Origin of the sequence: Streptomyces piniterrae, assembly GCF_005048155.1 — a bacterium.
Taxonomy (GTDB): Bacteria; Actinomycetota; Actinomycetes; order Streptomycetales; family Streptomycetaceae; genus Streptomyces; species Streptomyces piniterrae.
Genome location: NZ_SUMB01000019.1, coordinates 100,872 through 125,433, shown reverse-complemented (window position 1 = coordinate 125,433; position 24,562 = coordinate 100,872). Strand labels below are relative to the sequence as shown.

Sequence of the window (24,562 nt, the reverse complement as noted above, 5' to 3'; positions counted from 1 at the left end):
CCCGTCCCGGGGTGCCCGGGACCGGCGGCACTGACCTGCGCGCCATGGGGGCGGCCGGGACGAAGTAGGCTGAGCCCCATGCCCGAACGCCGTACCGTCGCCCTTGTCACCCTTGGCTGCGCCCGTAACGAGGTGGACTCGGAGGAACTCGCAGGCCGCTTGGCAGCGGACGGCTGGGAGCTCGTCGAGGAAGCCGCCGATGCCGATGTCGCCGTCGTCAACACCTGCGGCTTCGTCGAAGCCGCCAAGAAGGACTCCGTCGACGCCCTCCTCGAGGCCAATGATCTCAAGGATCACGGCCGGACCCAGGCCGTCGTGGCCGTCGGCTGCATGGCCGAGCGCTACGGCAAGGAACTCGCCGAGGCGCTGCCGGAGGCCGACGGCGTGCTCGGCTTCGACGACTACGGCGATATCTCCGACCGTCTGCAGACCATCCTGAGCGGCGGCATCCACGCCTCGCACACCCCGCGCGACCGCCGCAAGCTGCTGCCGATCAGCCCGGCCGAGCGCCAGGGCGCCGCCGAGGTCGCACTGCCCGGCCATGCGCAGACCGGTTCCGACGAGCCGCCGGCGGCCCCACCCGAGGACCTGCCGGAGGGCGTCGCGCCCGCCTCCGGGCCGCGTGCGCCGCTGCGCCGCAGACTCGGCAGCAGTCCGGTCGCCTCGGTCAAGCTGGCCTCCGGCTGCGACCGGCGCTGCTCGTTCTGCGCCATCCCGTCCTTCCGCGGCTCCTTCATCTCCCGCCGGCCCTCCGACGTGCTCGGCGAGACCCGCTGGCTGGCCGGTCAGGGCGTCAAGGAGATCATGCTGGTCTCCGAGAACAACACCTCCTACGGCAAGGACCTGGGCGACATCCGGCTGCTGGAGACGCTGCTGCCGGAGCTCGCGGCCGTCGACGGTGTCGAGCGGATCCGGGTCAGCTATCTGCAGCCCGCCGAGATGCGCCCGGGGCTGATCGACGTGCTGACCGGCACCGACAAGGTCGCGCCGTACTTCGATCTGTCCTTCCAGCACTCCGCTCCCGGGGTGCTGCGCGCGATGCGGCGGTTCGGTGACACCGAGCGCTTCCTGGACCTGCTGCAGACGATCCGGACGAAGGCGCCCGAGGCCGGCGCCCGCTCCAACTTCATCGTCGGCTTCCCGGGCGAGAGCGAGGCCGACCTGGCCGAACTGGAGCGCTTCATCACCGAGGCCCGGCTGGATGCGATCGGCGTCTTCGGCTACTCCGACGAGGACGGCACCGAAGCCGCCTCGTACGAGGACAAGGTCGATCCGGACGTGGTCGCGGAGCGGCTGGCGCGGGTGTCGCGGCTGGCCGAGGAGCTGACCGCGCAGCGCGCCGAGGAGCGGGTCGGCGAGACGGTGCGGGTGCTGGTCGACCGGATCGACGACGAGGACGGGGTCGTCGGGCGGGCCGCGCACCAGGCGCCGGAGACCGATGGTGTGACGCTGCTGTCGAACGGCGGTGGCCTGCGGCCGGGTCGTATGGTCGAAGCGAAGGTGGTCGCGAGCGAGGGCGTCGACCTCGTGGCCGAGGTGCTGTCCGTGGCGGACACGGCGTGTACCGAGGAGGCGGGCAGATGAGCGGAGTCCCGGCTTCCGCGGCGGGTGGGCCGCGCACCGCGCCGGCCGTCCGGCAGGCCGGGCTGTGGAACATCGCCAATGTCCTGACGATGCTGCGGCTGCTGCTGGTCCCCGCCTTCGTGGTGCTGCTGATGCACGAGGACGGGACCGACCAGGCGTGGCGCGCCTTCGCGTGGGCCGCGTTCGCCATCGCCATGATCACCGATGTCTTCGACGGGCATCTGGCGCGCACGTACAACCTGGTCACGGACTTCGGGAAGATCGCCGACCCGATCGCGGACAAGGCGATCATGGGCGCCGCGCTGATTTGTCTGTCGGTGCTGGGCGATCTGCCGTGGTGGGTGACCGGCCTGATCCTCTTCCGTGAGCTGGGCATCACCCTGATGCGCTTCTGGGTGATCAAGCATGGTGTGATTCCGGCCAGTCGTGGCGGCAAAATCAAGACATTGGCGCAGGGTACGGCCGTGGGCATGTATGTCCTGCCGCTGACCGGGCTGCTGGCCACCTTCCGCTGGTGGGTGATGGCGGTGGCGGTGGCCCTGACGGTCGCCACCGGCCTCGACTACGTGCGTCAGGCCGTCATGCTGCGCCGGGCCGGACTGGCCAAGGAGCGCGCCGAGCGGGCCGCGCGCGCCGACGAGGGCTCGGCGCGGTGACCGGGCCGGGTTCTGCGGCGGCCGGGGCGCTGGAGCTGCTCGCCGGGCGCGGGCAGAGCCTGGCGGTGGCCGAATCGCTGACCGGCGGCCTGGTGGCGGGCGCGCTGACCGCCGTCCCCGGGGCCTCGCGGGTGGTCCGCGGGTCGGTGACGGCGTACGCAACCGATGTGAAACGGGATGTTCTGGGCGTCGACGGCGCGCTGCTGGCCGAGCGCGGGGCCGTGGACGGCGAGGTCGCGCGCCAGATGGCGAGCGGTGTGCGCCGGGTGCTGGGCGCCGACTGGGGCATCGCCACCACGGGTGTCGCGGGGCCGCTGCCCCAGGACGGACAGCGCGTGGGCACCGTTTTCGTGGCCGTTCAGGGCCCGGACGGCGCCGGCGGGATACGCCGGCTGGCGCTGGAGGGGGATCGTGACCGGATCCGCCAGGACAGTGTCGAAGCCGTGCTCGCCCTTTTGTTGAGCGAACTCGCAGAAAAATCGCGTGCACAGGATACGGAACAACACGGGGGGAATGGATGTTTGCAGCCCTGAGTGAACACGAACTCGCGCCCGGCGCCGGTAGGGCCCGAGGCGGTACGGTGGGGCGAGAAGGATCCGGATCCGAGGTCCGAGGAGGGAGCCAGCGATGATTCTGCTTCGTCGCCTGCTGGGTGACGTGCTGCGCCGACAGCGTCAGCGCCAAGGCCGAACCCTGCGCGAGGTCTCTTCCTCCGCCCGGGTGTCGCTCGGCTATTTGTCCGAGGTGGAGAGGGGGCAGAAGGAGGCTTCCTCCGAGCTGCTCTCGTCGATCTGTGACGCGCTGGACGTGCGCATGTCCGAGCTCATGCGGGAGGTCAGCGATGAGCTGGCGCTCGCCGAGCTGGCACAGTCCGCGGCCGCGAGCGAGCCGGTGCCCGCACCGGTGCGGCCGAAGTTCAATGCGGTGTCCGTCACGTCCCTGGCCGGTGTGCCGGAGGACCGTGTGACCATCAAGTCCCCGGCCGACGTCGTGGATGTCGTCGCGGCCTGACACCCCTGATCGTTGGTGAAGCCCCGGTCGGCAGCAGCCGGCCGGGGCTTCACGCTGCGTGCGCGCTCGCCCGGCCCTCTTGACCTGCGCGGCAGGGACCCTTCGTCTATACGATGGATGAATCACTGGATAAATCGGGGCATTCCGGAACATCGGTCTGAATGGTCTGTACGGCCTGAAGAGGAGTAACTGGATGTCTGTGGTCAAGAGCACGCTCTCGGAAGCCGACCGCACCACCGTCGGGAACGCCCTCCAGGGAGCCCTCGTCGACCTGGTGGATCTCTCCCTGGTCGCCAAACAGGTGCACTGGAACGTCGTCGGCCCGCGCTTCCGCTCCGTACACCTCCAGCTCGACGAGGTCGTGGACACCGCGCGGCAGCATGCGGACACCGTCGCCGAGCGGGCGGCGGCGATCGGGGTGACCCCGGACGGCCGGGCCGCGACGGTCGCCAAGACCAGCGGCATCGGCGAGGTCCAGGACGGCTGGATCAAGGACGGCGACGCGGTACAAACGCTGGTGACCGGCCTGGGCGCGATCATCGAGCGGATGCGGGAGCGGATCGGCGCCACCGCCGACCCGGACCCGGTCAGCCAGGACATCCTCATCGGCCTCACCGCCGACCTGGAGAAACACCACTGGATGTTCCAGGCCGAGTCCCACTGACGGCCAGCGGCGACGGCTGACGCATGCTTCCCATACGGCACCGGATACGTCTGCTCCGGGCGGGCGCGGCATCGCCGTGCGCGCTCCGGGAATGCGACGGTGCGCCCTCCCGCCGGTCGACCGGCCCCGTCTAGCGTCGGCCGGAGGAGGCAGCGATGGCGTGGCACGACATGGTGGCCCGCGGTCCGCTCGGGCGGGGCGCCGGCGGCGATGTGCCGGGTCCGGGAGGGCGTCCCCGGGCCGGCCCCGGACGCTGGATAGTCGTGACCCTCGTCGGAGGTCTGTGGTGGCTGGCGGCGCTCCGGCTCACGCTGTGGCCGCAGTCGGCGGGGGCGATCGAGGGGGCCGTGGTGGCGGGCGGCTGGGGGCTCAGCCTGCTGCCGGTGCACTGCGTTCCGTGGGTGGGCAAGGGCAAGGGCGATGCCGGAGGCGGGCGGATCCGGCCGCTGGAGAAGGGGCGGGCGGCGCTCGGCGCGGCCTGGCGACGCCGCCGTTCGGGGGGCCGGGCCGGCCGGTCGTGAGGGACCTGGCAGCCGACGGCTGATGCCGTGGGGCGTGCCCGATGTCCTCGGGCTCACCCGCCCGGCCCAGGAAAGTCATCCGGACCATCGGGCGCTCGGCCGGGCGCCGGGCCTCGGCGGTGCGCCGCTCGGCTATCGCGGTGCGTCGGCCGCGCCGTCCGGCCGGTCGGGCTGGCAGGTGGGGCACCAGTAGGTGACGCGTTCGTCGGCGGGGGAGCCCTGGTCGGCGGTGCGGACCGCGGTGCCGCAGCGGGCGCAGGGGCGTCCGGCGCGGCCGTAGACCCACAGCCGGCGGTCGGGACGGGCGCTGGGCGTCGTGGTGCGCGCCGGGCGCCGTTTGTTGGCTTCGAGGAGCTTCTTGGCGAGCGCGGGGGCGCGCTCCGGGGCGGGGAGGTCGCCGATCGGGAGCCACGGCGAGGCGCGCAGCAGAAAGCACAGCTCGGACTTGTAGACATTCCCGATGCCGGCGAGATTGCGCTGGTCCAGCAGGGCTTCGCCCAGGGGGCGTTCGGGGGCGGCCAGCAGCCGGCGCAGGGCCTCGGCCGCGTCCCAGTCGGGGCCCAGGAGGTCAGGGCCCAGGTGGCCGACGACCCGGGACTCTTCGGCGGTGCGCAGGAGATCGAGGACCGGAAGGCGGTAGCCGACGGCGGTGCGCCGGTCGGTGCCGAGAATCGCCCGGATCTGATGGGCGGGGCCACCGCTCCAGCGTTCCGCCGGGGCGTAGATCTTCCAGGCGCCGTCCACCCGGAGATGGGAATGCAGGGTGAGGCCGCCCTCGACGCGGGTGAGCAGATGCTTGCCGCGGGGCACCACGTCGAGCACCGTGCGGCCGGTCAGGTCCACCGTCGCTAGCTGGGGGACGCGCAGGTCGCAGCGGGTCAGCGGTTGCCCGGCCAGCGCGTCGTGGAGGCGCTGGGCCAGGCGCCAGACGGTGTCACCTTCGGGCATGGAACCATCATGCCGGGAGGGGCTTTGGACGGGGACGTCCGGTGTGCGGGGGTTGGGCCGCACGCTCGGGACGCCTCCGTCACCCCCGAAGCCGCATCCCCCGCGGAGTGGGGTGGAACCCGGCGGATTCGAGGGTCGGGGCGTACGGGGAGGTGAGCGCCGCGGCGCCGTTGATGCGCTCGGTGGTTATCGTGCCGAGCGCGCCCGCGCGGGCCGCTTCCGTCAGCGCTGTCACGGCGGCCTGGAGGCGGGCGTCGGCGGACGGTCCGCCCGTGTCGTGGGGGAGCGGCCAGACCAGCAGGGTCTTGCCGCCGCGCTCCATGTAGAGCGCCAGCTCGCCGTCGACCAGGACGACGAGGGAGCCCGCCTTGCGGCCGGGTTTGTGCGTCGAGCCCTCGGGCGGGTCGGGCCAGGGCAGGGCGGCGCCGTAGGCGTTGGCCGGGTCGGCGGCGGCGAGGACGACGGTGCGCTGCGGACCGCCGCGACGGGAGCTTTCCGGGCTGCCGCCCGGCAGCGCCCCGTCGGCTGTGCGTTCGCGCTGGGTGCTGACCGCGCGCAGCCGGTCGACCGCGCCGTCCATGGCGAACTGGGCGGCGCCCAGCCCCTCGACGACATAGCCGCGGCGGGCCTGCCCGGACTCCTCGAACGCGGCCAGGACGCGGTATGCGGCGGAGAAGCCGCCCTCGACCCCTTCGGCGGCGACCGCGCCACGGGTCACGATGCCGTGCCGGTCCAGGAGCGTACGGGCCAGGGCGTGCGCCCGGTGGGTGGCGTCCGGTTCGAGGGCGGGCAGCAGGGACCAGCGGCCGCCGACCGTCGGCGGGCCGGAGCGGGAGGCGGTGGGGCGGCCGGTGTGCCCGGTGAGGGCGCCGTACCGCCCGCGGGGCACGGCGCGGCGGGCGCGGTGGGCGGTGGAGCCGGCCGTACGGCCCGAGCCGAGGAGGGCGCGCAGCGGGGCGAGGGTGTCGTTGGTCAGGCGCCCGGACCAGGCCAGGTCCCAGAGGGCGTCGGCCAGTTGCGGATCGGTGGCGTCGGGGTGGGTGGTGGCGCGGACCTGGTCGGCGATCTGGCGGAAGAACAGGCCGTATCCGGGGGCGAGGGCGGTCAGTACCGAGTCGTGCAGGGCGGTGAGTTCGAGTGGGAGCGGGGGCGGGAGCAGCAGCGGTGCGGAGTCGGCGAGATGCAGGGAGAGCCAGCCGTCCTTGCCGGGGAGGGCGCCGGCGCCGGCCCACAACACCTCGCCGGTGGCGGTGAGTTCGTCCAGCAGGGCGGGGTGGTAGTCACCGACGCGGGAGGGCAGCACGAGCTTCTCCAGTGCCGACGCGGGGACCGGGGCGCCCTGGAGCTGCTCGATGGCGCGGACCAGGCCGTCGATGCCGCGCAGGCCGTGCGACGGGGCCGGTGCCCGGAGGCCGCCGGCCGGCGCCGGGCGCGGGGCGCTGACGTGCTGCCACTGGGGGAGGAAGGCGGCGAGCGCGGCGGGCGGCACCGGCTCCAGTTCCTCGCGCAGCGCGGCGAGCGAACGGCGACGCAGTCTGCGCAGCACCTGGGCGTCGCACCATTCCTGGCCGATCCCGGCGGGGTGGAATTCGCCCTGGACGACCCGTCCGGCGGCGGCCAGGCGGTGCAGCGCGCCATCCGTGACGGCGGTGCCGAGGCCGAAGCGGGCGGCGGCCTGCTCGGAGGTGAACGGGCCGTGGGTGCGGGCGAACCGGGAGAGCAGGTCGCCGAGCGGGTCCTTGACCGGTTCGGTGAAGGACTCGGGGACGCCGACCGGCAGGGCTGTTCCCAGGGCGTCCCGCAGCCGGCCCGCGTCCTCGACGGCGGCCCAGTGGTCGGCGCCGGCGATCCGCACCCTGATGGCGCGGCGGGCGGCGGCGAGCTCCCCGGGCCATGCCGGGTCCGCGCCGCGGTCGGCCAGCTCGGCCTCGGTCAGCGGCCCGAGCAGCCGCAGCAGATCGGCGACGCCCTCGGCGTCTTTGGCGCGGCGGTCGTCCGTCAGCCACTGGAGCTCGCGCTCCAGCTCGGCCAGCACCTCCGCGTCCAGCAGCTCGCGCAGCTCGGCCTGGCCCAGCAGCTCGGCGAGCAGCCGGGAGTCCAGGGACAGCGCGGCTGCCCGGCGCTCGGCGAGCGGGGAGTCGCCCTCGTACAGGAACTGGGCGACATAGCCGAAGAGCAGTGAGCGGGCGAACGGGGACGGTTCGGGAGTCGTGACCTCCACGAGGCGGACCCGGCGGGCCTCGATGTCGCCCATCAGCTCCGTCAGGCCCGGTACGTCGAACACGTCCTGGAGGCATTCGCGGACGGCCTCCAGCACGATCGGGAAGGACCCGAACTCGCTTGCCACCTGGAGGAGTTGGGCCGCGCGCTGCCGCTGCTGCCACAGCGGGGTGCGCTTGCCCGGACTGCGCCGCGGCAGCAGCAGGGCGCGGGCGGCGCACTCGCGGAACCGGGAGGCGAACAGCGCGGAACCGCCGACCTGGTCCGTGACGATCTGGTCGACGTCGCCGTGGTCGAAGACGACGTCCGCGGCCCCGACCGGGGACTGCTCGGGGTCGTACTCCGCGCCCAGGGCGGCGAGGCCGGGGTCGGCGGCCGGGCCGGTCCCGAGGCCGTCACCGCCGCCGTCGAGGAGGTCGAGGCCCATCAGGTCGGCGTCCGGCAGCCGCAGCACGATGCCGTCGTCGGCGTGCATCACCTGGGCGTCCATGCCGTAGCGCTCGGCGAGGCGGGCACCGAGGGCGAGCGCCCAGGGGGCGTGCACCTGCGCGCCGAAGGGGGAGTGGACGACCACCCGCCAGTCGCCGAGCTCGTCGCGGAACCGCTCGACGACGATCGTGCGGTCGTCCGGGACATGGCCGCACGCCTGCTTCTGCTCGGCGAGGTAGCCGAGGACATTGCCGGCCGCCCAGTCGTCGAGGCCGGCGGCGGACAGCCGGGCGGTGGCGTCCTCCGGGGCGAGGGAGCCGATCTCGCGGAGGAACGCGCCGAGCGCGCGGCCCAGTTCGAGCGGGCGGCCGAGCTGGTCGCCCTTCCAGAAGGGCAGCCGGCCGGGGACCCCGGGGGCGGGGGTGACCAGCACCCGGTCGCGGGTGATGTCCTCGATGCGCCAGGACGTCGTGCCCAGGGTGAAGACATCGCCGACGCGGGATTCGTAGACCATCTCCTCGTCCAGCTCTCCGACCCGGCGCCCGCCGCCCTTGCCGGAGTCGCCGCCCGCCAGGAAGACCCCGAACAGACCGCGGTCGGGGATGGTGCCCCCGGAGGTGACGGCCAGCCGCTGCGCCCCGGGGCGGCCGGTCACCGTCCGGGCGACGCGGTCCCATACGACGCGCGGGCGCAGTTCGGCGAAGGCGTCGGACGGATAGCGGCCGGCGAGCATGTCCAGCACCGCGGTGAACGCCGACTCGGGGAGCGCGGCGAACGGAGCCGCCCGGCGGACCACGGCCAGCAGCTCCTCGACGTCCCAGGTGTCCATCGCGGTCATCGCGACGAGTTGCTGGGCGAGGACGTCCAGCGGATTGGCGGGCACCCGCAGCGCCTCGATGGCGCCTGTGCGCATCCGCTCGGTGACCACGGCGGACTGCACCAGATCGCCGCGGTACTTGGGGAAGACGATGCCCGTCGACACCGCGCCGACCTGGTGGCCGGCCCGGCCCACCCGCTGCAGCCCGGAGGCGACCGACGGCGGCGACTCCACCTGGACGACGAGATCGACCGCGCCCATGTCGATGCCGAGCTCCAGGCTGGAGGTGGCGACCACGGCGGGCAGCCGGCCCGCCTTCAAATCCTCCTCCACCTGGGCGCGTTGCTCCTTGGAGACCGAACCGTGATGGGCGCGGGCCAGCAGCGGCGGCGCGCCCTTGGCGGCACCGGCCTCGGCCATCAGCTCGGCCGGTGAGTGATGCTCGGGCAGCGCCTCTCCGGTCGCCCGCTCGTAGGCGATTTCGTTGAGGCGGTTGCACAGCCGCTCCGCCAGGCGCCGGGAGTTGGCGAAGACGATCGTGGAGCGGTGGGCCTGGACCAGATCGGCGATCTTCTCCTCGACCTGTGGCCAGATGGACGGCTTCTCGCCCGTTTCGCCCTCCTGGACGGGGGAGCCGCCGAGCTCGCCCATGTCCTCCACCGGGACGACGACCGACAGGTCGAAGCGCTTGCCGGACGGCGGCTGGACGATCTCCACCCGGCGCTGCGGCGACAGATAGCGGGCCACCTCCTCCACCGGGCGCACCGTCGCCGACAGGCCGATCCGGCGGGCCGGGCGGTCGAGCAGCTCGTCCAGCCGCTCCAGGGAGAGCGCCAGATGCGCGCCCCGCTTCGTACCGGCGACGGCGTGCACCTCGTCCAGGATCACCGTCTCGACGCCCGCGAGCGCCTCCCGGGCCGAGGACGTCAGCATCAGGAACAGCGACTCGGGGGTCGTGATGAGGATGTCCGGCGGGCGGTTGGCGATCGAGCGGCGCTCGGCGGGCGGGGTGTCGCCGGAGCGGATACCGACCTTGATGTCGGGCTCGGGCAGCCCGAGCCGCACCGACTCCTGACGGATGCCGGTCAGCGGGCTGCGCAGGTTGCGCTCCACATCGACGGCGAGGGCCTTCAGCGGGGAGACGTACAGCACCCGGCAGCGCTTCTTCGGCTCGGCGGGCACCGGGCGGCTCGCCAGCGCGTCCAGCGACGCCAGGAACGCGGCGAGGGTCTTGCCGGAGCCCGTCGGCGCCACCACGAGGACATCGGAGCCCGCGCCGATCGCCCGCCACGCGCCCTCCTGCGCGGCGGTGGGCGCGCTGAACGCCCCGGCGAACCAACCGCGGGTCGCGGGCGAGAACGAATCGAGCGCTGCCTGAGCCATGCCCCCCATCGTGCACCGTGCCACTGACAACGCGGCGCGGGAGCGGAGAGCGGCCGGTGACGGCGGCCCCGCACCCGTCCGTCCCGGGCCGTCCACGGTGCGGACGGGCGGGCCGCCGGCGGCCGCGCGGGCGCAGAATGGGGGCATGATCACGGGCAGCGGGGACGACGGCACGGCCGCGGACGGCGGGCCCGGCGCCGGAGTCGTACGGCGGGCCCGCGGCGAATGGGCGCGCCACTGGCGCTACCCGGAGCTGCCCGGCCTCGACCTGCTGCGCGCCCGCTACGTCCGGCACTCCTTCCCGCGTCACGCCCACGACGGCTATGTCGTCTGCGCGGTCACCGACGGGATCGAGGCGGTCGGGCTCCCGGACGGCGTCGTCCGGGCCGGGCACGGCGGCCTCGTCATGATCAATCCGGAGGTCGCGCACGCCGCCTGGGCCGGGGCCCCCGAGGGTTGGGCGTACGCCACGCTCTACCCGTCGGCCGAGCTCATCGCCGAGATCGCCGGGGAGACCAGCGCGCTGCCCGGCACCGCCGGATTCTCCGAGACCGTCGCCGAGGACCCGCGTCTCGGCCGCATGATCACCGACGTCCACCGGGCCGCCGAGGCCGGTAACGCCCTGGCCGCCGACAGCCTGCTGCGGATCGTCGTCGCCCGGCTGCTGCGCCGCTACGGAGGCCCGCTGCCGGCCCGCACACCCCGTACGGCGGGTGCCGGTGCCGCCGCCCGCGCCCAGGCCGTCCTGCTGGAGCGGATGGCCGACCCGCCGTCCCTGGAGAAGCTGGCGCAAGAGCTCGGTACCAGCCCGTTCGCGCTGCTGCGGGCCTTCAAGGACGCGTACGGGATGCCGCCGCACACCTGGCTCACCGATGCCCGGGTACGCCGTGCCCGCCGCCTCCTGGAAGCGGGCAGCACGCCCGCGGACACGGCGGTCGCCGTCGGGTTCTCCGACCAGCCGCATCTGAACCGCCACTTCACCCGGATCGTCGGCGTGCCACCGGGCGCGTACCGCAGGGAGCGCGCGGCGCAGCCCGGCGCGGCGCGCGGCTGAGCCGTGCCATGAGGCGGGGCGGGGCGCTCGGTCACGCGGCGCTCGGTCACGCGGCGCTCGGTCACGCGGCGCTCGGTCACGCGGCGCAATAACGTACAAGACCGCAGGGCACGCCCCTTCCTAAGGTCCGGGACGTGGCAGAACAGACGGCAGAACAGACAGAGATACGCACCACGGAGCGCGCCGGACCACCAGGACCGCCGCTCCCCCCGGAGCCCGCGAAACCCGACTCCGCGGTCATCCGGGACGCCCTCGGCGTCGGCATCGCCGTCGGCCTCTCCGGCTTCGCCTTCGGCGTGACCTCGGCCGGCGCCGGCCTCAGCCTGCTGCAGACCTGCGCGCTGAGCCTGCTGGTCTTCACCGGGGCCTCGCAGTTCGCCCTCGTCGGCGCGCTCGCCGCGGGCGGCAACCCGCTCACGGCCGCCGCCGGAGCGTTCTTCCTCGGCGTCCGCAACGCCTTCTACGGGCTGCGGCTGTCCTCGCTCCTCGGCTACCGGGCGGCCGTCAAACCGTTCGCCGCCCACTGGGTCATCGACGAGACCTCCGCCGTCGCGCTGGCCCAGCCAGGCCGGCACAGCGCCCGGCTGGGCTTCACCGTCACCGGGCTGTCCCTCTACGCCCTGTGGAACCTCACCACGCTCGCCGGCGCACTGGGGGCCGAGGCGCTCGGCGACACCGACGCCTGGGGCCTGGACGCGGCCGGCCCCGCCGTCTTCCTGGCACTGCTCGCCCCGATGCTCACGACCACCGTGGAGCGGGTGGCTGCCGGCCTCGCGGTCGTGCTGGTCATGGTGACGCTGCCGTTGCTCCCGACGGGCGTGCCGGTGCTGCTGGCGGCGCTGGCCGCGCCCGCCGTCCTCTTCGCCGAGGGGCGCCGGCAGCGCGCCAAGGGGACCCGCGATGCCGCCGAGGGGGACCCGGCATGAGCGAGCGGCGTGAACGAGTCGTCGAGGGGCGCAGCGAGCGAGTCGTCGAGAGGTGCGTGCCCCGCGCATACGGGGCCGCGCGGAACGAGGTGTCGGCATGAGTGTCTGGATCGCGATCGGCGTCACCGCCGTCGGCTGCTACCTGGTCAAGTACCTCGGTCTGTCGGCGCCCGCCGGCCTCCTGGAGCGTCCGCTCGTCAAGCGGCTGGCCGCGCTGCTCCCGGTGGCACTGCTGGCCGCCCTCACCGCCCAGCAGACGTTCAGCGACGGGCAGCACCTGCTGCTCGACGCCAAGGCCGCCGGCGTGGCCGCCGCGGCCGTCGCGCTGGTCCTGCGGGCGCCGTTCCTCCTGGTCATCGGAGTCGCGGTGGTCGTGACCGCGGGGGTGCGGGCCCTGGGAGGGTGACGCCGCACCGGCCTCCCTTCTGCGCACCGGCCCGCACGGCCCGCATCACCCGATGTGCCGCCCGTACGCCCGCAAGGTGAGCAGCGCCTTCAGCGTCACCATGGGGCGGCACTCCACCGCCGTCCCGGGGGCCCACACCCGCCAGTCGACGGGCCAGCCGCCGTCCTCCTCCTGACGCGCCAGGAGGTGGTCCAGTGCCCGGTCCAGCTCCTGGTCGCTGAACCAGCGGCGGGCCAGCGAGCCGGGCGCAGGCGCGAAGTCGTAGGCGAAGTGGTGCTCCCCGGGCGCGTACCCGGGCGCCACCGGGACGTCCGCGGCGCGGTCCGGGTCCAGCAGCACCAGCCCCTGCTCCCGTACCAGCTTGCCCAGGCGCTGTGCCGCGGCGGCCGCGCGGGGCCGGTCCGGGGCGCCGTCCAGGAAGGCCACCGCCGCCTCGACCTCGTAGGGGTGGGTCTCCTCGAGCGACTCCACCGCGGCCCAGCAGTAGTCCGTGGCCCGGAACAACCAGGCGTGCCACACCTCGTTACGGTGCAGCACACCCACCACGGGACCGGTGGCCAGCAGCGCGCTCGGCGGATCGTCGACCACGGGGATCCAGGGCGCGGCCGGATATCCGCGCTGCGACGGGTGCAGCGCGGGCAGCGCGCCCTCCGGGGTCGAGACCCGCGTCAGATAGCGGCAGATCCGCTCCACCCTGAGGCCGTCGCACCGCCCGATGACATCCAGCACCTTCAGCGCGTGCGCGGTGTGCAGCGGCTGGCTGACCGGGCCGCGCAGATCCGGCTCCAGCGCGTGGCCGTAGCCGTCGTCTTCATTGCGGTAGGCGGTGAGCGCGGTCTCGACCGGGTCCGCACCGGCACCGAGGAAGTGGTACTCGAAGAGCCGCTGTTCGAGCACCCGGGCGGTCAGCCAGACGAAGCGCTCGGCACGCGCCAGAGGGGTCGGTCGTGAGCTTGCGTTTTCGGCCATGGCCCGACGGTAGGGCCGAAACCCCCCGGCGGCACGGGCAGGCGCCCGGCTGCCCTCCCAGGGCGGGATACGGAAGGCACGCGGTTGACGGACCACCGTCCTGCCGGGCGTACGGAGAGCACGGCACCACCACGGTGATGCGGCGGGCACCGGCCCGCTTCAACGCGTCGACGGTGATCAACAGCTCCATCGGCCAGTGCCGGCACCGCACTTGTCATCTCCCGTCGCCTCTGTCCCTACGGCATGCCCTGCAAGCGCGCCGTGGGTGAGAGACTCACATGCCCATATGTCCTGGGCGCCATGGTCGTCCGTCCCGAATCGCCGCCCCGCATCGAGGGCGGGCGGGGCATGGGCCACGGCCTTCTTTTGATCCGGGATAAGCAGGTCAGAGCTGGTACGGAGCGGATTTCATGCGGTTGACGGTTTTCTGGCAGCGGATGGCGGATCACTTCGGTGCCGCGTACGCCGACTCCTTCGCGCGCGATCATGTGATGTCCGGGCTCGGCGGGCGGACCGTCCATGAGGCGCTGGAGGCCGGATGGAGCGCCAAAGAGGTGTGGCGGGTGGTCTGCTCGACGATGGACGTGCCGGACGACAAGCGCTGAGGCGGCCCCGGCGACGGCCGGGCGAGGGGCCGAGCACGGTCCTGTGGGCGGCCTACGCCCCGGATGGACAGGGCCGGACGGGAAGTGTCCGAGCGGTGCGCGACACTTGGGCCGTGCGCGCGACAGATGAGAACAACGGCAACGACGACGAACCACGCCCCCAGGGCCACTCGGACGCGCGGATGCCGCGCTGGCTGCCGCGCGCCATGGTGCTCGCGCTCGCCCTGGTGGCCTGCTTCCAGCTCGCCAGCTGGGGTTTCCACCAGCTGATCACGCTGTTGCTGAACATCCTGATCGCGTTCTTCCTGGCGCTGGCCGTCGAACCGGCCGTCGACTGGATGGCGGCCCGGGGCATACGGCGCGGGCTGGCCACCGGAGCGGTGTTCCTGGGCACTCTCGTCGTCACGGCCGGATTCTTCGCACTCCTCGGGTCCATGCTCGCCGGCCAGATCATCCGGATGGTCGAGGAGTTCCCGCAGTACCTGGACTCCGTCATCAAGTGGATGAACAGCACCTTCCACACCCACCTCTCACGGGTCGAGGTGCAGAACAACCTCCTCAGGTCCGACTGGCTGCAGAAGTACGTCCAGGACAGCGCCAACAACGTCCTCGCCGTCTCCGCCACGGTGCTGGGCAGCCTGTTCAACCTTCTGACGGTGGCGCTGTTCTCGTTCTACTTCGCGGCCGACGGCCCCCGGCTGCGCCGCGCACTGTGCTCCGTGCTCCCGCCCCGGCGGCAGACGGAGGTGCTGCGTGCCTGGGAGATCGCGGTCGCCAAGACCGGTGGCTATCTCTACTCCCGCGGCCTGATGGCGCTGATCTCCGGTGTCGCGCACTACGTCCTGCTGGAGATCCTGGGCGTGCCGTACGCCCCGGCGCTGGGCATGTGGGTCGGCCTGGTCTCGCAGTTCATCCCGACCATCGGCACGTATCTGGCGGGCGCGCTGCCCATCCTGCTCGCGTTCACCGTCAATCCCTGGTACGCGGTGTGGGTGTTCGGCTTCGTCGTGGTCTACCAGCAGTTCGAGAACTACGTTCTCCAGCCGCGGATCACCGCCAAGACGGTGGACATCCACCCGGCCGTCGCCTTCGGCTCGGTCGTCGCCGGCACGGCCCTGATGGGCGTGGTCGGCGCGCTGATCGCGATTCCGGCGACCGCGACGCTTCAGGCGTTCCTGGCCGCGTACGTCAAGCGGTACGAGGTCACCGACGACCTGCGGGTCAACGGCAGGGGCCGCCGCCGGCGCGGAGCCCGTTTCCTCGCACGGTTCCTCGCCCGGATCCGCCGCATCCGCCACGGCGAACGGCCGTCGGCTCCTTCGAAGGACGAGGGGGACCAGGGGAGCCAGGGGGGAGAGGGGAAGGGCGGGCGCTGAGCCAGGGGCCGCGTTCTCCCGCATCGTGCCGCTGTCGGTGGGCGCGCGATGCGCTTGACACCAAAATCGAACATCCATTCTTATTGGGGAACCGGCCTGTGTTCCCGGGGCTTTCCGCGGAGTTATCCACAGGCTGGAGCCGGGTCCGGGCGCATTGTCAGTGGCAGGCGTTAGCGTCATGGACGTGAAGCGATCGACTCAAGCAAATCGGGTGGAACCCATGGCAGGCACTGACCGCGAGAAGGCGCTCGACGCCGCGCTCGCACAGATTGAACGGCAATTCGGCAAGGGCGCCGTGATGCGTATGGGGGAGCGCCCGAACGAACCCATCGAGGTCATCCCCACCGGGTCGACCGCGCTCGACGTCGCGCTCGGCGTCGGCGGCATCCCGCGTGGCCGCGTCGTCGAGGTCTACGGCCCGGAGTCCTCCGGCAAGACGACCCTGACCCTGCACGCCGTCGCGAACGCCCAGAAGGCCGGCGGCTCCGTCGCGTTCATCGACGCCGAGCACGCGCTCGACCCCGAGTACGCCAAGAAGCTCGGCGTGGACACGGACGCCCTGATCCTGTCCCAGCCGGACAACGGTGAGCAGGCGCTGGAGATCACGGACATGCTGGTCCGCTCCGGTGCGCTCGACCTCATCGTCATCGACTCCGTGGCCGCCCTGGTGCCGCGGGCCGAGATCGAGGGCGAGATGGGCGACTCCCACGTCGGCCTCCAGGCCCGGCTGATGAGCCAGGCCCTGCGCAAGATCACCAGCGCGCTCAACCAGTCCAAGACCACCGCGATCTTCATCAACCAGCTCCGCGAGAAGATCGGCGTGATGTTCGGCTCGCCGGAGACCACGACCGGTGGCCGGGCGCTGAAGTTCTACGCCTCGGTGCGGCTCGACATCCGCCGCATCGAAACCCTCAAGGACGGCACCGAGGCCGTCGGCAACCGCACCCGCGTCAAGGTCGTCAAGAACAAGGTCTCGCCGCCCTTCAAGCAGGCCGAGTTCGACATCCTCTACGGCCAGGGCATCAGCCGCGAGGGCGGCCTGATCGACATGGGTGTGGAGCACGGCTTCATCCGCAAGTCCGGTGCCTGGTACACGTACGAGGGCGACCAGCTCGGGCAGGGCAAGGAGAATGCCCGTAACTTCCTCAAGGACAACCCGGACCTCGCCAACGAGATCGAGAAGAAGATCAAGGAGAAGCTCGGTATCGGCGTGAAGCCGCAGGACCCGGCGGCGGAGCCCGGCGCGGACGCCGCGGGCGCGGCGAGCGGCCCGGCCACCGCGGCTCCGGCACCGGCGGCCAAGGGCGCCAAGGGTTCCAAGGCCGCCGCGGCCAAGAGCTAGCCCGCCATGACACGGCGAACGGACTGGTCCGGCAGCGCCTACGAAACCAGCGCTGCCGGGGACGCCGAGAACCGTAGCGGCCGCAAGGGCCGTAAGAACGGCGGTGGTCCCTCCTCGTCGAGGGCCGAGACGGGACCACCGCGTACGCCCGAGGAGCAGGCGCGGGCCATCTGCCTGCGTCTGCTCACCGGGAGTCCGCGGACGCGAAGACAGCTCGGGGACGCCCTGCGCGAGCGGGGCATCCCCGAGGAGGCCGCTGAGGAGGTGCTGTCCCGCTTCGAGGACGTCGGGCTGATCGACGACGCCGCCTTCGCCGACGCCTGGGTGGAATCCCGCCACCACGGGCGGGGGCTGGCCCGCCGCGCCCTCGCCCGCGAGCTGCGCACCAAGGGCGTGGACTCCACCGTGATCGAGGAGGCCGTCGGCCGTCTCGACTCCGCTCAGGAGGAGACCACCGCCCGTGAGCTGGTCGATCGCAAACTGCGTACGACCAGGGGCCTGGACCGCGAAAAGCGGCTACGCCGCCTGGCCGGGATGCTGGCCCGCAAGGGCTACCCGGAGGGCCTCGCCCTACGGGTGGTCAGACAGGCCCTGGAGGAGGAAGGCGAGGACCCGGAACTGCTGGAGCGGCATCTGCCGGACGGGTGAGGGGCGTCGGTGGGCGTTCCCCTCACCCGGGCTGCCCCACGCTCCACAGCTCCTCACCCAGCTCCTCACTCAGCCCCGTGTGGCAGCCCCGTGCGGCCGCTCCGTTCCGTCACTCGGCGCCCGTCTCCACCGGCAGCGCCGCTGCTCGCCAGGCCTGGAAGCCGCCGGTCAGGTCGGTGGCGCGGTGCAGACCCAACTGGCGTAGCGAGACCGCCGCGAGACTCGATGCGTAGCCTTCGTTGCAGATCACGACGACCGGCAGATCGTGATGTGTGGCCTCCGGGGCGCGGTGTTCGCCCGTCGGGTCGAGGCGCCATTCCAGCTCGTTGCGCTCCACGATCAGCGCGCCCGGGATCGTGCCGTCGCGCTCCCGCAGTTCCGCGTACCGGATGTCCACCAGGAGCCCGCCCGCCTTCTGGAGCTCGGCGGCCTCCCGAGGATCCAGGCGTACGAGCTCGCTCCGGGCCCGCGCCAGCAATGCGTCGACGGCGCTCACCGCACCCCCGGCCGCTTCGCCCACTCCGTCCCCGGCCACGCCGTCCCCGATCCCTTCGCCCACGACCACTCCCGCTCCCACTCCCGCTCCCACTCCCACTCCCGCTCCCACTCCCGCTTCCGCTCCGCTCACAGCCATTCCTCCGGGTTCTCGACCTCTTCGAGCCGCAGCACGGGACCGGTCCGGCTGTAGCGCCGCATCAGCGGCAGCGGCGGGTAGTAGGCGTGCACCGACACCGCGTGGGTGTCGTCGGACAGATTGAGCACCTGGTGGACGTGGTGCGGTCCGAACGCCCGGCCGCGCCCGTCGCTGAGCTTGCGCTGCCGGTCCAGACCGTCGGTGAGTTCCAGCGACTTCCAGCCCTCGGTGGGGAGTTGGACGGCGAGCGACTGTTCCGTCAGTTCGCCGGCGGCCGTCGCGAAGGCACCGCGTGAACCGCCGTGGTCGTGCCAGCCCGTGCCGGTCCCGGGCGGCCAGCCGATCAGCCATGCCTCGCTGCCGCCCGGCCCGTCCAGCCGGATCCAGGTACGGCCTTCGGGGTCGAGCGGCAGGGAGGCGATGAGTGCGGTGTCGGCCGCGGTGCGGCGGGCGAAGTCGAGGAGTTCGGACGCGCTGGGACCGGTCGCGGAGCGCTTGGCTCCGGAGCCGTCGTCGCCCGCGGCGTGCGGGCGCGCAGGGGTACGTACATCGGGCACGGAAACCGTCCTGGGTGATCGCGAAGGGGCGCGGCTGCCAGGACTCAGTGAGAGCGGGTGGCACCCGCGCGGGGAAGAAGATGCGGATCAGCGGGACGGACGACACATGCAGCCCGCGTAGCGGACCAGGTCCAGATGGACCCTCCGCCAGAATCGCGAGCCGTGATCAGTCACCCTCGGAGTGAAGCATGGAGGATCCCACAGGGTCAACCGACTGACCGCCACCCTCACCCCCGGAAGAGGCAGCCCCCGGCGCACCCGGTGACTCCTGCGACCCCCGCGCCCCCTCCGCCCCACCCCGCACCGCGTCCGCGCACGCGTACAGCTCGGCCGGGCGGACGCCGGGCAGCGCCGTGACCAGATGTCCGTCGGGGCGGACGAGCAGCACGGTGTGCGCGGCCGCGCCCGGATAGGCCTCCGTGACCAGGACCTCGGAGCTCATCGGCAGTGCCGCGGCCGCGTCGGTCAGCTGCGGCATCAGACCCGCCGACTGCCAGTGCCGCCGGTCCCAGACGCCGGTACCGGGCGCCACCAGCACCACCAGGAGCCCGCGCCCCAGACGGTCCCGCAGCCGCACCACGGAACCGTCGGCCGCGGTGACCGCCACATCGGTGACCGGCGCACCGGGGAGCGTCCCCACGGGTGCTCCCACGATCTGCTCGGACGGCGGCGCCAGCGGGGAGCGGGCGTACACCGGCGGTGCGCCCAGCGGGCCACGGCCCAGGTGCCCGTCCGTCAGCAGCGTGCTGCGTCCGCGCGCGGCGCCCGGCAGCACGGTCCGCCAGCGGGTCGCACCGCCGTCCCGCAGCAGCGGCAGCGCCTGGTCCGCGGCGCGCAGCCGGGCCGCGACCGAGCCCCGGCGTTCCGCCTGGTAGCTGTCCAGCAGCAGCTCGGAGGCGCCGTGGTGCCAGGCCAGGCCCAGCTTCCAGGCGAGGTTCTCGGCGTCCCGCAGCCCCTCGTCCAGCCCCTGGGTGCCGAGCGCGCCCAGGAGGTGCGCGGCGTCCCCGGCGAGGAAGGCGCGCCCCTGGCGCCAGGACCGGGCCAGCCGGTGGTGGACGGTGTGCACCCCGGTGTCGAGGAGTTCGTACGGCGGGACCTGCCCGCCGTGGCCGCGCCCGAACGCCGCGCCGCTCTCGTCCCCCGGCTCCGCCGCCTCCGTGGTCCAGCCGGCCAGGGAGTCGCGGATCCGGGCGACCAGGGCGTCCGGCGTGACCAGGTCGCGGCCCGGCGGCAGCAGCCAGTCCAGCCGCCACACCCCGTCGGCCAGCGGACGGGCGGAGACCTCGCCGCCCGGACCGCCGCCGCCGTGCCGGGGCGGCGAGCGGTGCAGCAGCGCCTCGCCGGGCCAGGGGAGTTCGGTGCGCAGCGCCGCGACCGCATGCCGTTCGACGGCCGTACGGCCCGGGAAGCGGATGTCCAGCAGCTTGCGGACGGTCGAGCGCGTCCCGTCGCACCCGACCAGGTAACTCCCGCGCCACCACGTGCCGTTGGGGCCGCGGGTGTGCGCGCCGACGCCGTGCTCGTCCTGTTCCAGCTCGACCAGCCTGCTGCTGGTGACGATCTCGGCGAGCGGCTCGGCGGCCAGCGCGGTGCGCAGGGCGCGGGTCAGGGCGTGCTGGGGGAGGTGAACCGGTGACTGGCTGGCGGCCGGGGTGTGCGGGGCGAACTCGACGCGCTCCAGCAGGCGCCGGCGCCGCATCGTGCGCCAGGCCGTCCATCGGGTGCCGGCGGTCTCCAGGGCGTCGGCGCAGCCGAGCCGGGCGGCGAACGCCGCGGTGTCCTGGCGGAGTACGGCGGTGCGGGCGGGCCGGGTGTCCTCCTGCCCGGTGGTCTCGTCGAGGACGACGGAGGGCACGTCGAGGCGGGCCAGCGCGAGGGCGAGGGACAGGCCGACGGGGCCGGCTCCCACGACGATCACCGGGTCCATGACGCGGCTCCCTGGGCCCGGTGGTGCTGAGCGGCGGTGCGGGAACTGGCAGTTGGAGCCCGGTGCGTGATCACACAGCGTATGCAACCCATTGCGGCGGCCCGCGTCAAGTGACGGAGGCGGCGGCATGGGCGCCGCCGCCTCCGGACAGTGTGTGGCGGGTCCGCCGTACTGTCAGTTGTCCTTGCCGGCCGGTGCGGCGGGGACCGCGTCGCTGACTTCCAGCGCGTCGGTGGCCGCCACGGGCTCACCGGCCTCGGCCACGCCGATACCGGTCTTGGCCCGCCGGCCGCGCCGCTCGATCCAGTTGGCGAGCGCGGACAGGGCCAGGCACATCGCGACGTAGATGCTGCCGGTCACGATGATGACCGGGACGTAGACGTCCTCGCCGTTGACGATGATGTTGGTGCTCATCTGGCGGGCCGAGTAGAGCAGTTCCTCGTAGGTGATGATGAAGCCGAGGGACGTGTCCTTCAGGGTCACCACGAGCTGGCTGATGATCGTCGGCATCATGGCCCGGACGGCCTGCGGGATCAGCACCGTCGTCATGACCTGCGTCTTGCTCAGGCCCAGCGCGTACGCGGCTTCGCTCTGCCCCTTCGGCACGGAGTTGATGCCGGCCCGCAGCACCTCCGCCTGCACCGAACCGTTGTAGACCGTCAGTCCGAGGACCAGCGCCCAGAACTGCGGCTGGCTGCCGGTGAGGCTGAGATCGTCCCGGTTGCTGAGCAGGATCACCCACAGCGCGTAGACCGTGATCAGCAGCGGGACGGCGCGGAAGAGCTCGATGAAACCGGTCGCCAGCCAGCGGACGGCCTTGTGGTCGGACAGCCGCGCAACGGCCAGCAGCACACCCAGCACCAGGGACAGCACCGCGGCGATCGCGAAGACCTTGAGCGTGGCCAGCACCCCGTCGCGGATGCCGGTACGCACACCCGCGTAGTTGAAGATGTTCCACTTCTCGGGGTCGAACTGGCCCTTGTCGCCGAGCCGCATCACGATGAACGCGAGCACGGCCAGCACGGCCAGCGAGCCGACGACCGTGTAGACCCGGTTGCGCACCTTGGCCTTCGGCCCCGGTACGTCGTAGAGAACGCTTGCCCCGCTCATGCCCTGACCTCGCTTCGTTCCGCCGCGCCCGCGCGTGGCACCCACGTCATGCTGTCCCGCCTGCCGCGTCCGTTCATCGGGCGACTCCCATTCGGCGCTCCAGCACCCGGAAGAGAGCGCTGATGGAGAAGGTGATGACGAGGTAGGCGAGTGCGATCCACAGGAAGATCCAGCCGATCGCGTACCCCTTGTCGCTCAGCAGCTTGGAGTGGCCGAACAGATCGGTGACGCTGAAGGCGCCGGCGATCGCGGAGTTCTTCGTCAGCGCGATGAAGATGCTGCTCATCGGGGGCAGCACGGTGCGCGTGGCCTGCGGGAGAACGACCAGCCGCAGCGTCTGGGAGAACGTCATGCCGATGCTGCGCGCGGCCTCCGCCTGGCCGAGCGGCACGGTGTTGATGCCGGACCGCACCGCCTCGCACACGAAGGACGAGGTGTAGAAGCCGAGGGCCAGCGTGGCCAGCACGAACGGGCTCGCGCCGGGGACGAGGATCTGCGGCACGACGAAGACGGCGACGAGGAACAGCAGCGTCAGCGGGGTGTTGCGCAGCAGGGTGACCCAGGCCGTCCCGAAAGCGCGCAGCGGCGGAATCGGAGAGACCCGGAAGCCGGCTATGAGTACGCCGAGTACCAGGGCGAGCAGCGCGCTGGACCCGGTGATCGCCAGGGTTCCGAGGAACCCGTCACGGAACTCGGGCAGATAATCGAGGAGTACGTTCATGGGGTCTCCGCGGTAGCGGTCGGGTCGACGGCGGGCAAGAGCGGACAGGGAGCCTGGGGCGGGCGGTTAAACGGCGCGCCCCGTACACCCGCCGCGGCGGGCGTACGGGGCGGCGCAGTCAGATGAGTGCGCGGAGCGCCTCAGTACCGCGGCAGCGGCGTCTCGGGGGCGACGTACTCCGAGCCGGACTTGCCGAGCGTGCCCTCGTAAGCCCTCTGGTAGTCACCGTTCTTGATGTGCTTCTCCAGCGCGGTGGTGATCGCGTCGCGCAGGGCCTTGTCGTCCTTGATCATGCCGACGCCGTAGGGCTCCTTGGTGAACGGCTTGCCGACGACCCTGAGCTTCTCGGGACGCTGGGCGGCGTAGCCCTTGAGGATCGCGTCGTCCGTGGTCACCGCCTGGACCTGGCCGTCGATCAGCTTCTTCACGCAGTCCGAGTACGTCGCGTCCTCGATGGTGTCGGCGCCGTACTTCGCCTTCTTGATCTCCTGGAGAGGAGTCGAGCCGACGATCGAGCAGACCTTCTTGCCCTTGAGGGAGTCCGCGCCCTTGATGGACTTGTCGCTCTTGGCCACCAGGAGGTCCGCGCCCGCGGTGTAGTACGGGCCCGCGAAGCCGACCTGCTGCTTGCGCTCGTCGTTGATCGTGTAGGTGCCGACGTAGTAGTCGATGGCGCCCTTGGAGATCGTGGTCTCACGGCTGTTGGAGTTGATCGTCTTGAATTCGATCTGGTCCGACGAGAAGCCCAGGTCGGCGGCGACCATCTTGGCGATCTCGATGTCGAAGCCGGAGTACTTCTTCGTCGACGGGTCCTGGAAGCCCAGGAAAGGCTGGTCGGCCTTGACACCAATGGTGATCTTCTTGGCCTTCTGCGCCTTCTTCAGCACCGCCGAGTCGACCTTGACGTCCTTGGCGGCCTTGTAGTTGCCGCTGAAAACGTCGCCGCCGGCGGGCTTGTCGCCCGCGGTGCCCGACTCGCCGCCGCACGCGGTCGCCGTCATCGCCAGCGCGAGCACCACCGCACCCGCCGCAGCCGTCTTACGAATCCTCATGGTGAACATCCTTTGGTTCAACAGGTGTTGGCAATCATCGTGGCCCAACCGCGGCCTCAGTGAAGGTCAGTGGTGAAGGATCTTCGACAGGAAGTCCTTCGCGCGGTCGCTGCGCGGGTTGTTGAAGAACTGGTTCGGCTCCGCCTCTTCGATGATGCGGCCGTCCGCCATGAAGACGACACGGTTCGCCGCGGAGCGCGCGAAGCCCATCTCATGGGTGACGACGACCATCGTCATGCCCTCCCGGGCGAGCTGCTGCATCACGTCCAGCACCTCGTTGATCATTTCCGGGTCGAGCGCCGACGTCGGCTCGTCGAACAGCATCACCTTCGGGTCCATCGCCAGCGCACGGGCGATCGCCACTCGCTGCTGCTGACCACCGGACAGCTGCGCGGGGTACTTGTCCGCCTGGGTGCCGACACCGACCCGGTCCAGCAGCCCACGGGCCTTCTTCGCGGCGGCCGCCTTGTCCGTTTTGCGGACCTTGGTCTGGCCCAGCATCACGTTCTCCAGCACCGTCTTGTGTGCGAAGAGGTTGAAGGACTGGAAGACCATGCCCACGTCGGCGCGCAGCCGCGCCAACTCCCGCCCCTCCTGCGGCAACGGCTTGCCGTCGATGGTGATGCTGCCGCTGTCTATCGTCTCCAGGCGGTTGATCGTGCGGCAGAGCGTCGACTTGCCGGACCCCGAGGGCCCGATCACGACGACGACCTCGCCGCGCTTGATCGTCAGGTCGATGTCCTGGAGCACGTGCAGCGCGCCGAAGTGCTTGTTCACGTTGTCCAGCACGACCAGCTGATCCCCCGCGGGCGCGGGACCCTCGGCGTTCTTGGTCACCGATACTTCGCTCATCGGCGTGTAGCTCCGTCCTCCTCGGTTGGGAGGACCCTAGTGAGGGCTTTCGACCAGCGTCATTACATCTGAGGGAGAATTGAGCATAACGATCCGGCTGCGGCGGGACACTCCGCGTGAAGAGGGAACGCCACAGAGATGTGGGGTGGG

The 24,562-nt window shown here is 72.2% G+C and carries 25 protein-coding genes; 13 read left to right on the top strand and 12 right to left on the bottom strand.

The annotated features are described in order from the left end of the window. Positions 1-78 precede the first annotated feature (78 nt). From rimO to FCH28_RS36760, 6 genes are all read left to right on the top strand, one after another. Positions 79-1,584 carry a 30S ribosomal protein S12 methylthiotransferase RimO gene (gene rimO, locus FCH28_RS36785; RefSeq protein WP_136744778.1) on the top strand — a complete coding sequence of 502 codons (1,506 nt, stop codon included), beginning with the start codon at positions 79-81 and terminating at the stop codon, positions 1,582-1,584. Beyond that, a complete protein-coding gene (pgsA, locus tag FCH28_RS36780) occupies positions 1,581-2,240 on the top strand; it encodes a CDP-diacylglycerol--glycerol-3-phosphate 3-phosphatidyltransferase (RefSeq protein ID WP_136744777.1) in 660 nt (219 codons plus the stop codon). Before rimO ends, pgsA begins: the two co-directional genes overlap by 4 nt. Further along, entirely contained in the window at positions 2,237-2,773 is a 537-nt protein-coding gene (locus FCH28_RS36775; protein ID WP_136744776.1) for a CinA family protein, read from the top strand. The genes pgsA and FCH28_RS36775 overlap by 4 nt, the downstream gene beginning before the upstream one ends. A gap of 94 nt (positions 2,774-2,867) precedes the next feature. After that, positions 2,868-3,251, top strand: a complete 384-nt coding sequence (locus FCH28_RS36770; protein WP_136744775.1) for a helix-turn-helix domain-containing protein — start codon at positions 2,868-2,870, stop codon at positions 3,249-3,251. A gap of 193 nt (positions 3,252-3,444) precedes the next feature. Continuing rightward, positions 3,445-3,915 carry a Dps family protein gene (locus FCH28_RS36765; protein ID WP_136744774.1) on the top strand — a complete coding sequence of 157 codons (471 nt, stop codon included), beginning with the start codon at positions 3,445-3,447 and terminating at the stop codon, positions 3,913-3,915. A 155-nt stretch (positions 3,916-4,070) separates the two neighbouring features. Next, the gene (locus FCH28_RS36760) at positions 4,071-4,436 is read left to right on the top strand and encodes a hypothetical protein (protein WP_246103497.1); all 366 of its coding nucleotides are present in this window, start codon (positions 4,071-4,073) and stop codon (positions 4,434-4,436) included. Between the two features lie 132 nt (positions 4,437-4,568). Here FCH28_RS36760 and FCH28_RS36755 read toward each other — a convergent pair whose 3' ends face one another. Then, entirely contained in the window at positions 4,569-5,384 is an 816-nt protein-coding gene (locus tag FCH28_RS36755) for an Fpg/Nei family DNA glycosylase (RefSeq protein WP_136744773.1), read from the bottom strand. Positions 5,385-5,463: 79 nt separating this feature from the next. Next, complete coding sequence (locus tag FCH28_RS36750; protein ID WP_136744772.1) at positions 5,464-10,233, bottom strand: Lhr family helicase; 4,770 nt, start codon at positions 10,231-10,233, stop codon at positions 5,464-5,466. Between the two features lie 145 nt (positions 10,234-10,378). Here FCH28_RS36750 and FCH28_RS36745 point away from each other — a divergent pair, with 145 nt between their 5' ends. The 3 genes from FCH28_RS36745 to FCH28_RS36735 all read left to right on the top strand — a co-directional run bounded on the left by FCH28_RS36745 (position 10,379) and on the right by FCH28_RS36735 (position 12,619). Continuing rightward, complete coding sequence (locus FCH28_RS36745) at positions 10,379-11,287, top strand: AraC family transcriptional regulator (RefSeq protein ID WP_136744771.1); 909 nt, start codon at positions 10,379-10,381, stop codon at positions 11,285-11,287. A 134-nt stretch (positions 11,288-11,421) separates the two neighbouring features. Then, positions 11,422-12,213: an AzlC family ABC transporter permease gene (locus FCH28_RS36740; protein WP_136744770.1), complete on the top strand. Its 792-nt coding sequence runs from the start codon at positions 11,422-11,424 to the stop codon at positions 12,211-12,213. 97 nt (positions 12,214-12,310) lie between these two features. Further along, complete coding sequence (locus FCH28_RS36735; protein ID WP_136744769.1) at positions 12,311-12,619, top strand: AzlD domain-containing protein; 309 nt, start codon at positions 12,311-12,313, stop codon at positions 12,617-12,619. 45 nt (positions 12,620-12,664) lie between these two features. Here the strand turns inward: FCH28_RS36735 and FCH28_RS36730 are convergent, their stop codons facing one another. Continuing rightward, a complete protein-coding gene (locus FCH28_RS36730; protein ID WP_425472075.1) occupies positions 12,665-13,516 on the bottom strand; it encodes a hypothetical protein in 852 nt (283 codons plus the stop codon). Then, complete coding sequence (locus FCH28_RS40185; RefSeq protein ID WP_425472074.1) at positions 13,431-13,778, bottom strand: ribose-phosphate pyrophosphokinase-like domain-containing protein; 348 nt, start codon at positions 13,776-13,778, stop codon at positions 13,431-13,433. Before FCH28_RS40185 ends, FCH28_RS36730 begins: the two co-directional genes overlap by 86 nt. A gap of 220 nt (positions 13,779-13,998) precedes the next feature. Here FCH28_RS40185 and FCH28_RS36720 point away from each other — a divergent pair, with 220 nt between their 5' ends. The 4 genes from FCH28_RS36720 (at position 13,999) to recX (ending at position 17,559) form a co-directional block, all read left to right on the top strand. After that, positions 13,999-14,193: a DUF3046 domain-containing protein gene (locus tag FCH28_RS36720; RefSeq protein WP_136744767.1), complete on the top strand. Its 195-nt coding sequence runs from the start codon at positions 13,999-14,001 to the stop codon at positions 14,191-14,193. A gap of 182 nt (positions 14,194-14,375) precedes the next feature. After that, positions 14,376-15,569 (top strand): AI-2E family transporter, encoded by a 1,194-nt coding sequence (locus FCH28_RS36715; RefSeq protein WP_136744793.1) that lies wholly within the window; start codon positions 14,376-14,378, stop codon positions 15,567-15,569. A gap of 220 nt (positions 15,570-15,789) precedes the next feature. After that, positions 15,790-16,911, top strand: a complete 1,122-nt coding sequence (gene recA / locus FCH28_RS36710) for a recombinase RecA (protein WP_136744766.1) — start codon at positions 15,790-15,792, stop codon at positions 16,909-16,911. A 6-nt stretch (positions 16,912-16,917) separates the two neighbouring features. Beyond that, entirely contained in the window at positions 16,918-17,559 is a 642-nt protein-coding gene (recX, locus tag FCH28_RS36705; protein WP_136744765.1) for a recombination regulator RecX, read from the top strand. A 109-nt stretch (positions 17,560-17,668) separates the two neighbouring features. Here the strand turns inward: recX and FCH28_RS36700 are convergent, their stop codons facing one another. The 8 genes from FCH28_RS36700 to FCH28_RS36670 all read right to left on the bottom strand — a co-directional run bounded on the left by FCH28_RS36700 (position 17,669) and on the right by FCH28_RS36670 (position 24,412). After that, positions 17,669-18,055 carry a rhodanese-like domain-containing protein gene (locus FCH28_RS36700; RefSeq protein ID WP_246103499.1) on the bottom strand — a complete coding sequence of 129 codons (387 nt, stop codon included), beginning with the start codon at positions 18,053-18,055 and terminating at the stop codon, positions 17,669-17,671. Positions 18,056-18,183: 128 nt separating this feature from the next. Beyond that, positions 18,184-18,750 (bottom strand): cupin domain-containing protein, encoded by a 567-nt coding sequence (locus tag FCH28_RS36695; protein ID WP_136744763.1) that lies wholly within the window; start codon positions 18,748-18,750, stop codon positions 18,184-18,186. 87 nt (positions 18,751-18,837) lie between these two features. Beyond that, entirely contained in the window at positions 18,838-18,924 is an 87-nt protein-coding gene (locus tag FCH28_RS39960; protein WP_342781687.1) for a putative leader peptide, read from the bottom strand. Next, positions 18,917-20,677 carry an FAD-dependent monooxygenase gene (locus tag FCH28_RS36690; protein WP_136744762.1) on the bottom strand — a complete coding sequence of 587 codons (1,761 nt, stop codon included), beginning with the start codon at positions 20,675-20,677 and terminating at the stop codon, positions 18,917-18,919. Before FCH28_RS36690 ends, FCH28_RS39960 begins: the two co-directional genes overlap by 8 nt. Before the next feature lie 174 nt (positions 20,678-20,851). Further along, positions 20,852-21,787 (bottom strand): amino acid ABC transporter permease, encoded by a 936-nt coding sequence (locus FCH28_RS36685; RefSeq protein WP_136744761.1) that lies wholly within the window; start codon positions 21,785-21,787, stop codon positions 20,852-20,854. Between the two features lie 73 nt (positions 21,788-21,860). Beyond that, entirely contained in the window at positions 21,861-22,508 is a 648-nt protein-coding gene (locus FCH28_RS36680; RefSeq protein ID WP_136744760.1) for an amino acid ABC transporter permease, read from the bottom strand. A 140-nt stretch (positions 22,509-22,648) separates the two neighbouring features. Next, complete coding sequence (locus FCH28_RS36675) at positions 22,649-23,560, bottom strand: glutamate ABC transporter substrate-binding protein (protein ID WP_136744759.1); 912 nt, start codon at positions 23,558-23,560, stop codon at positions 22,649-22,651. A 66-nt stretch (positions 23,561-23,626) separates the two neighbouring features. Continuing rightward, positions 23,627-24,412: an amino acid ABC transporter ATP-binding protein gene (locus FCH28_RS36670; protein ID WP_136744758.1), complete on the bottom strand. Its 786-nt coding sequence runs from the start codon at positions 24,410-24,412 to the stop codon at positions 23,627-23,629. Between the last annotated feature and the right edge of the window lie 150 nt (positions 24,413-24,562).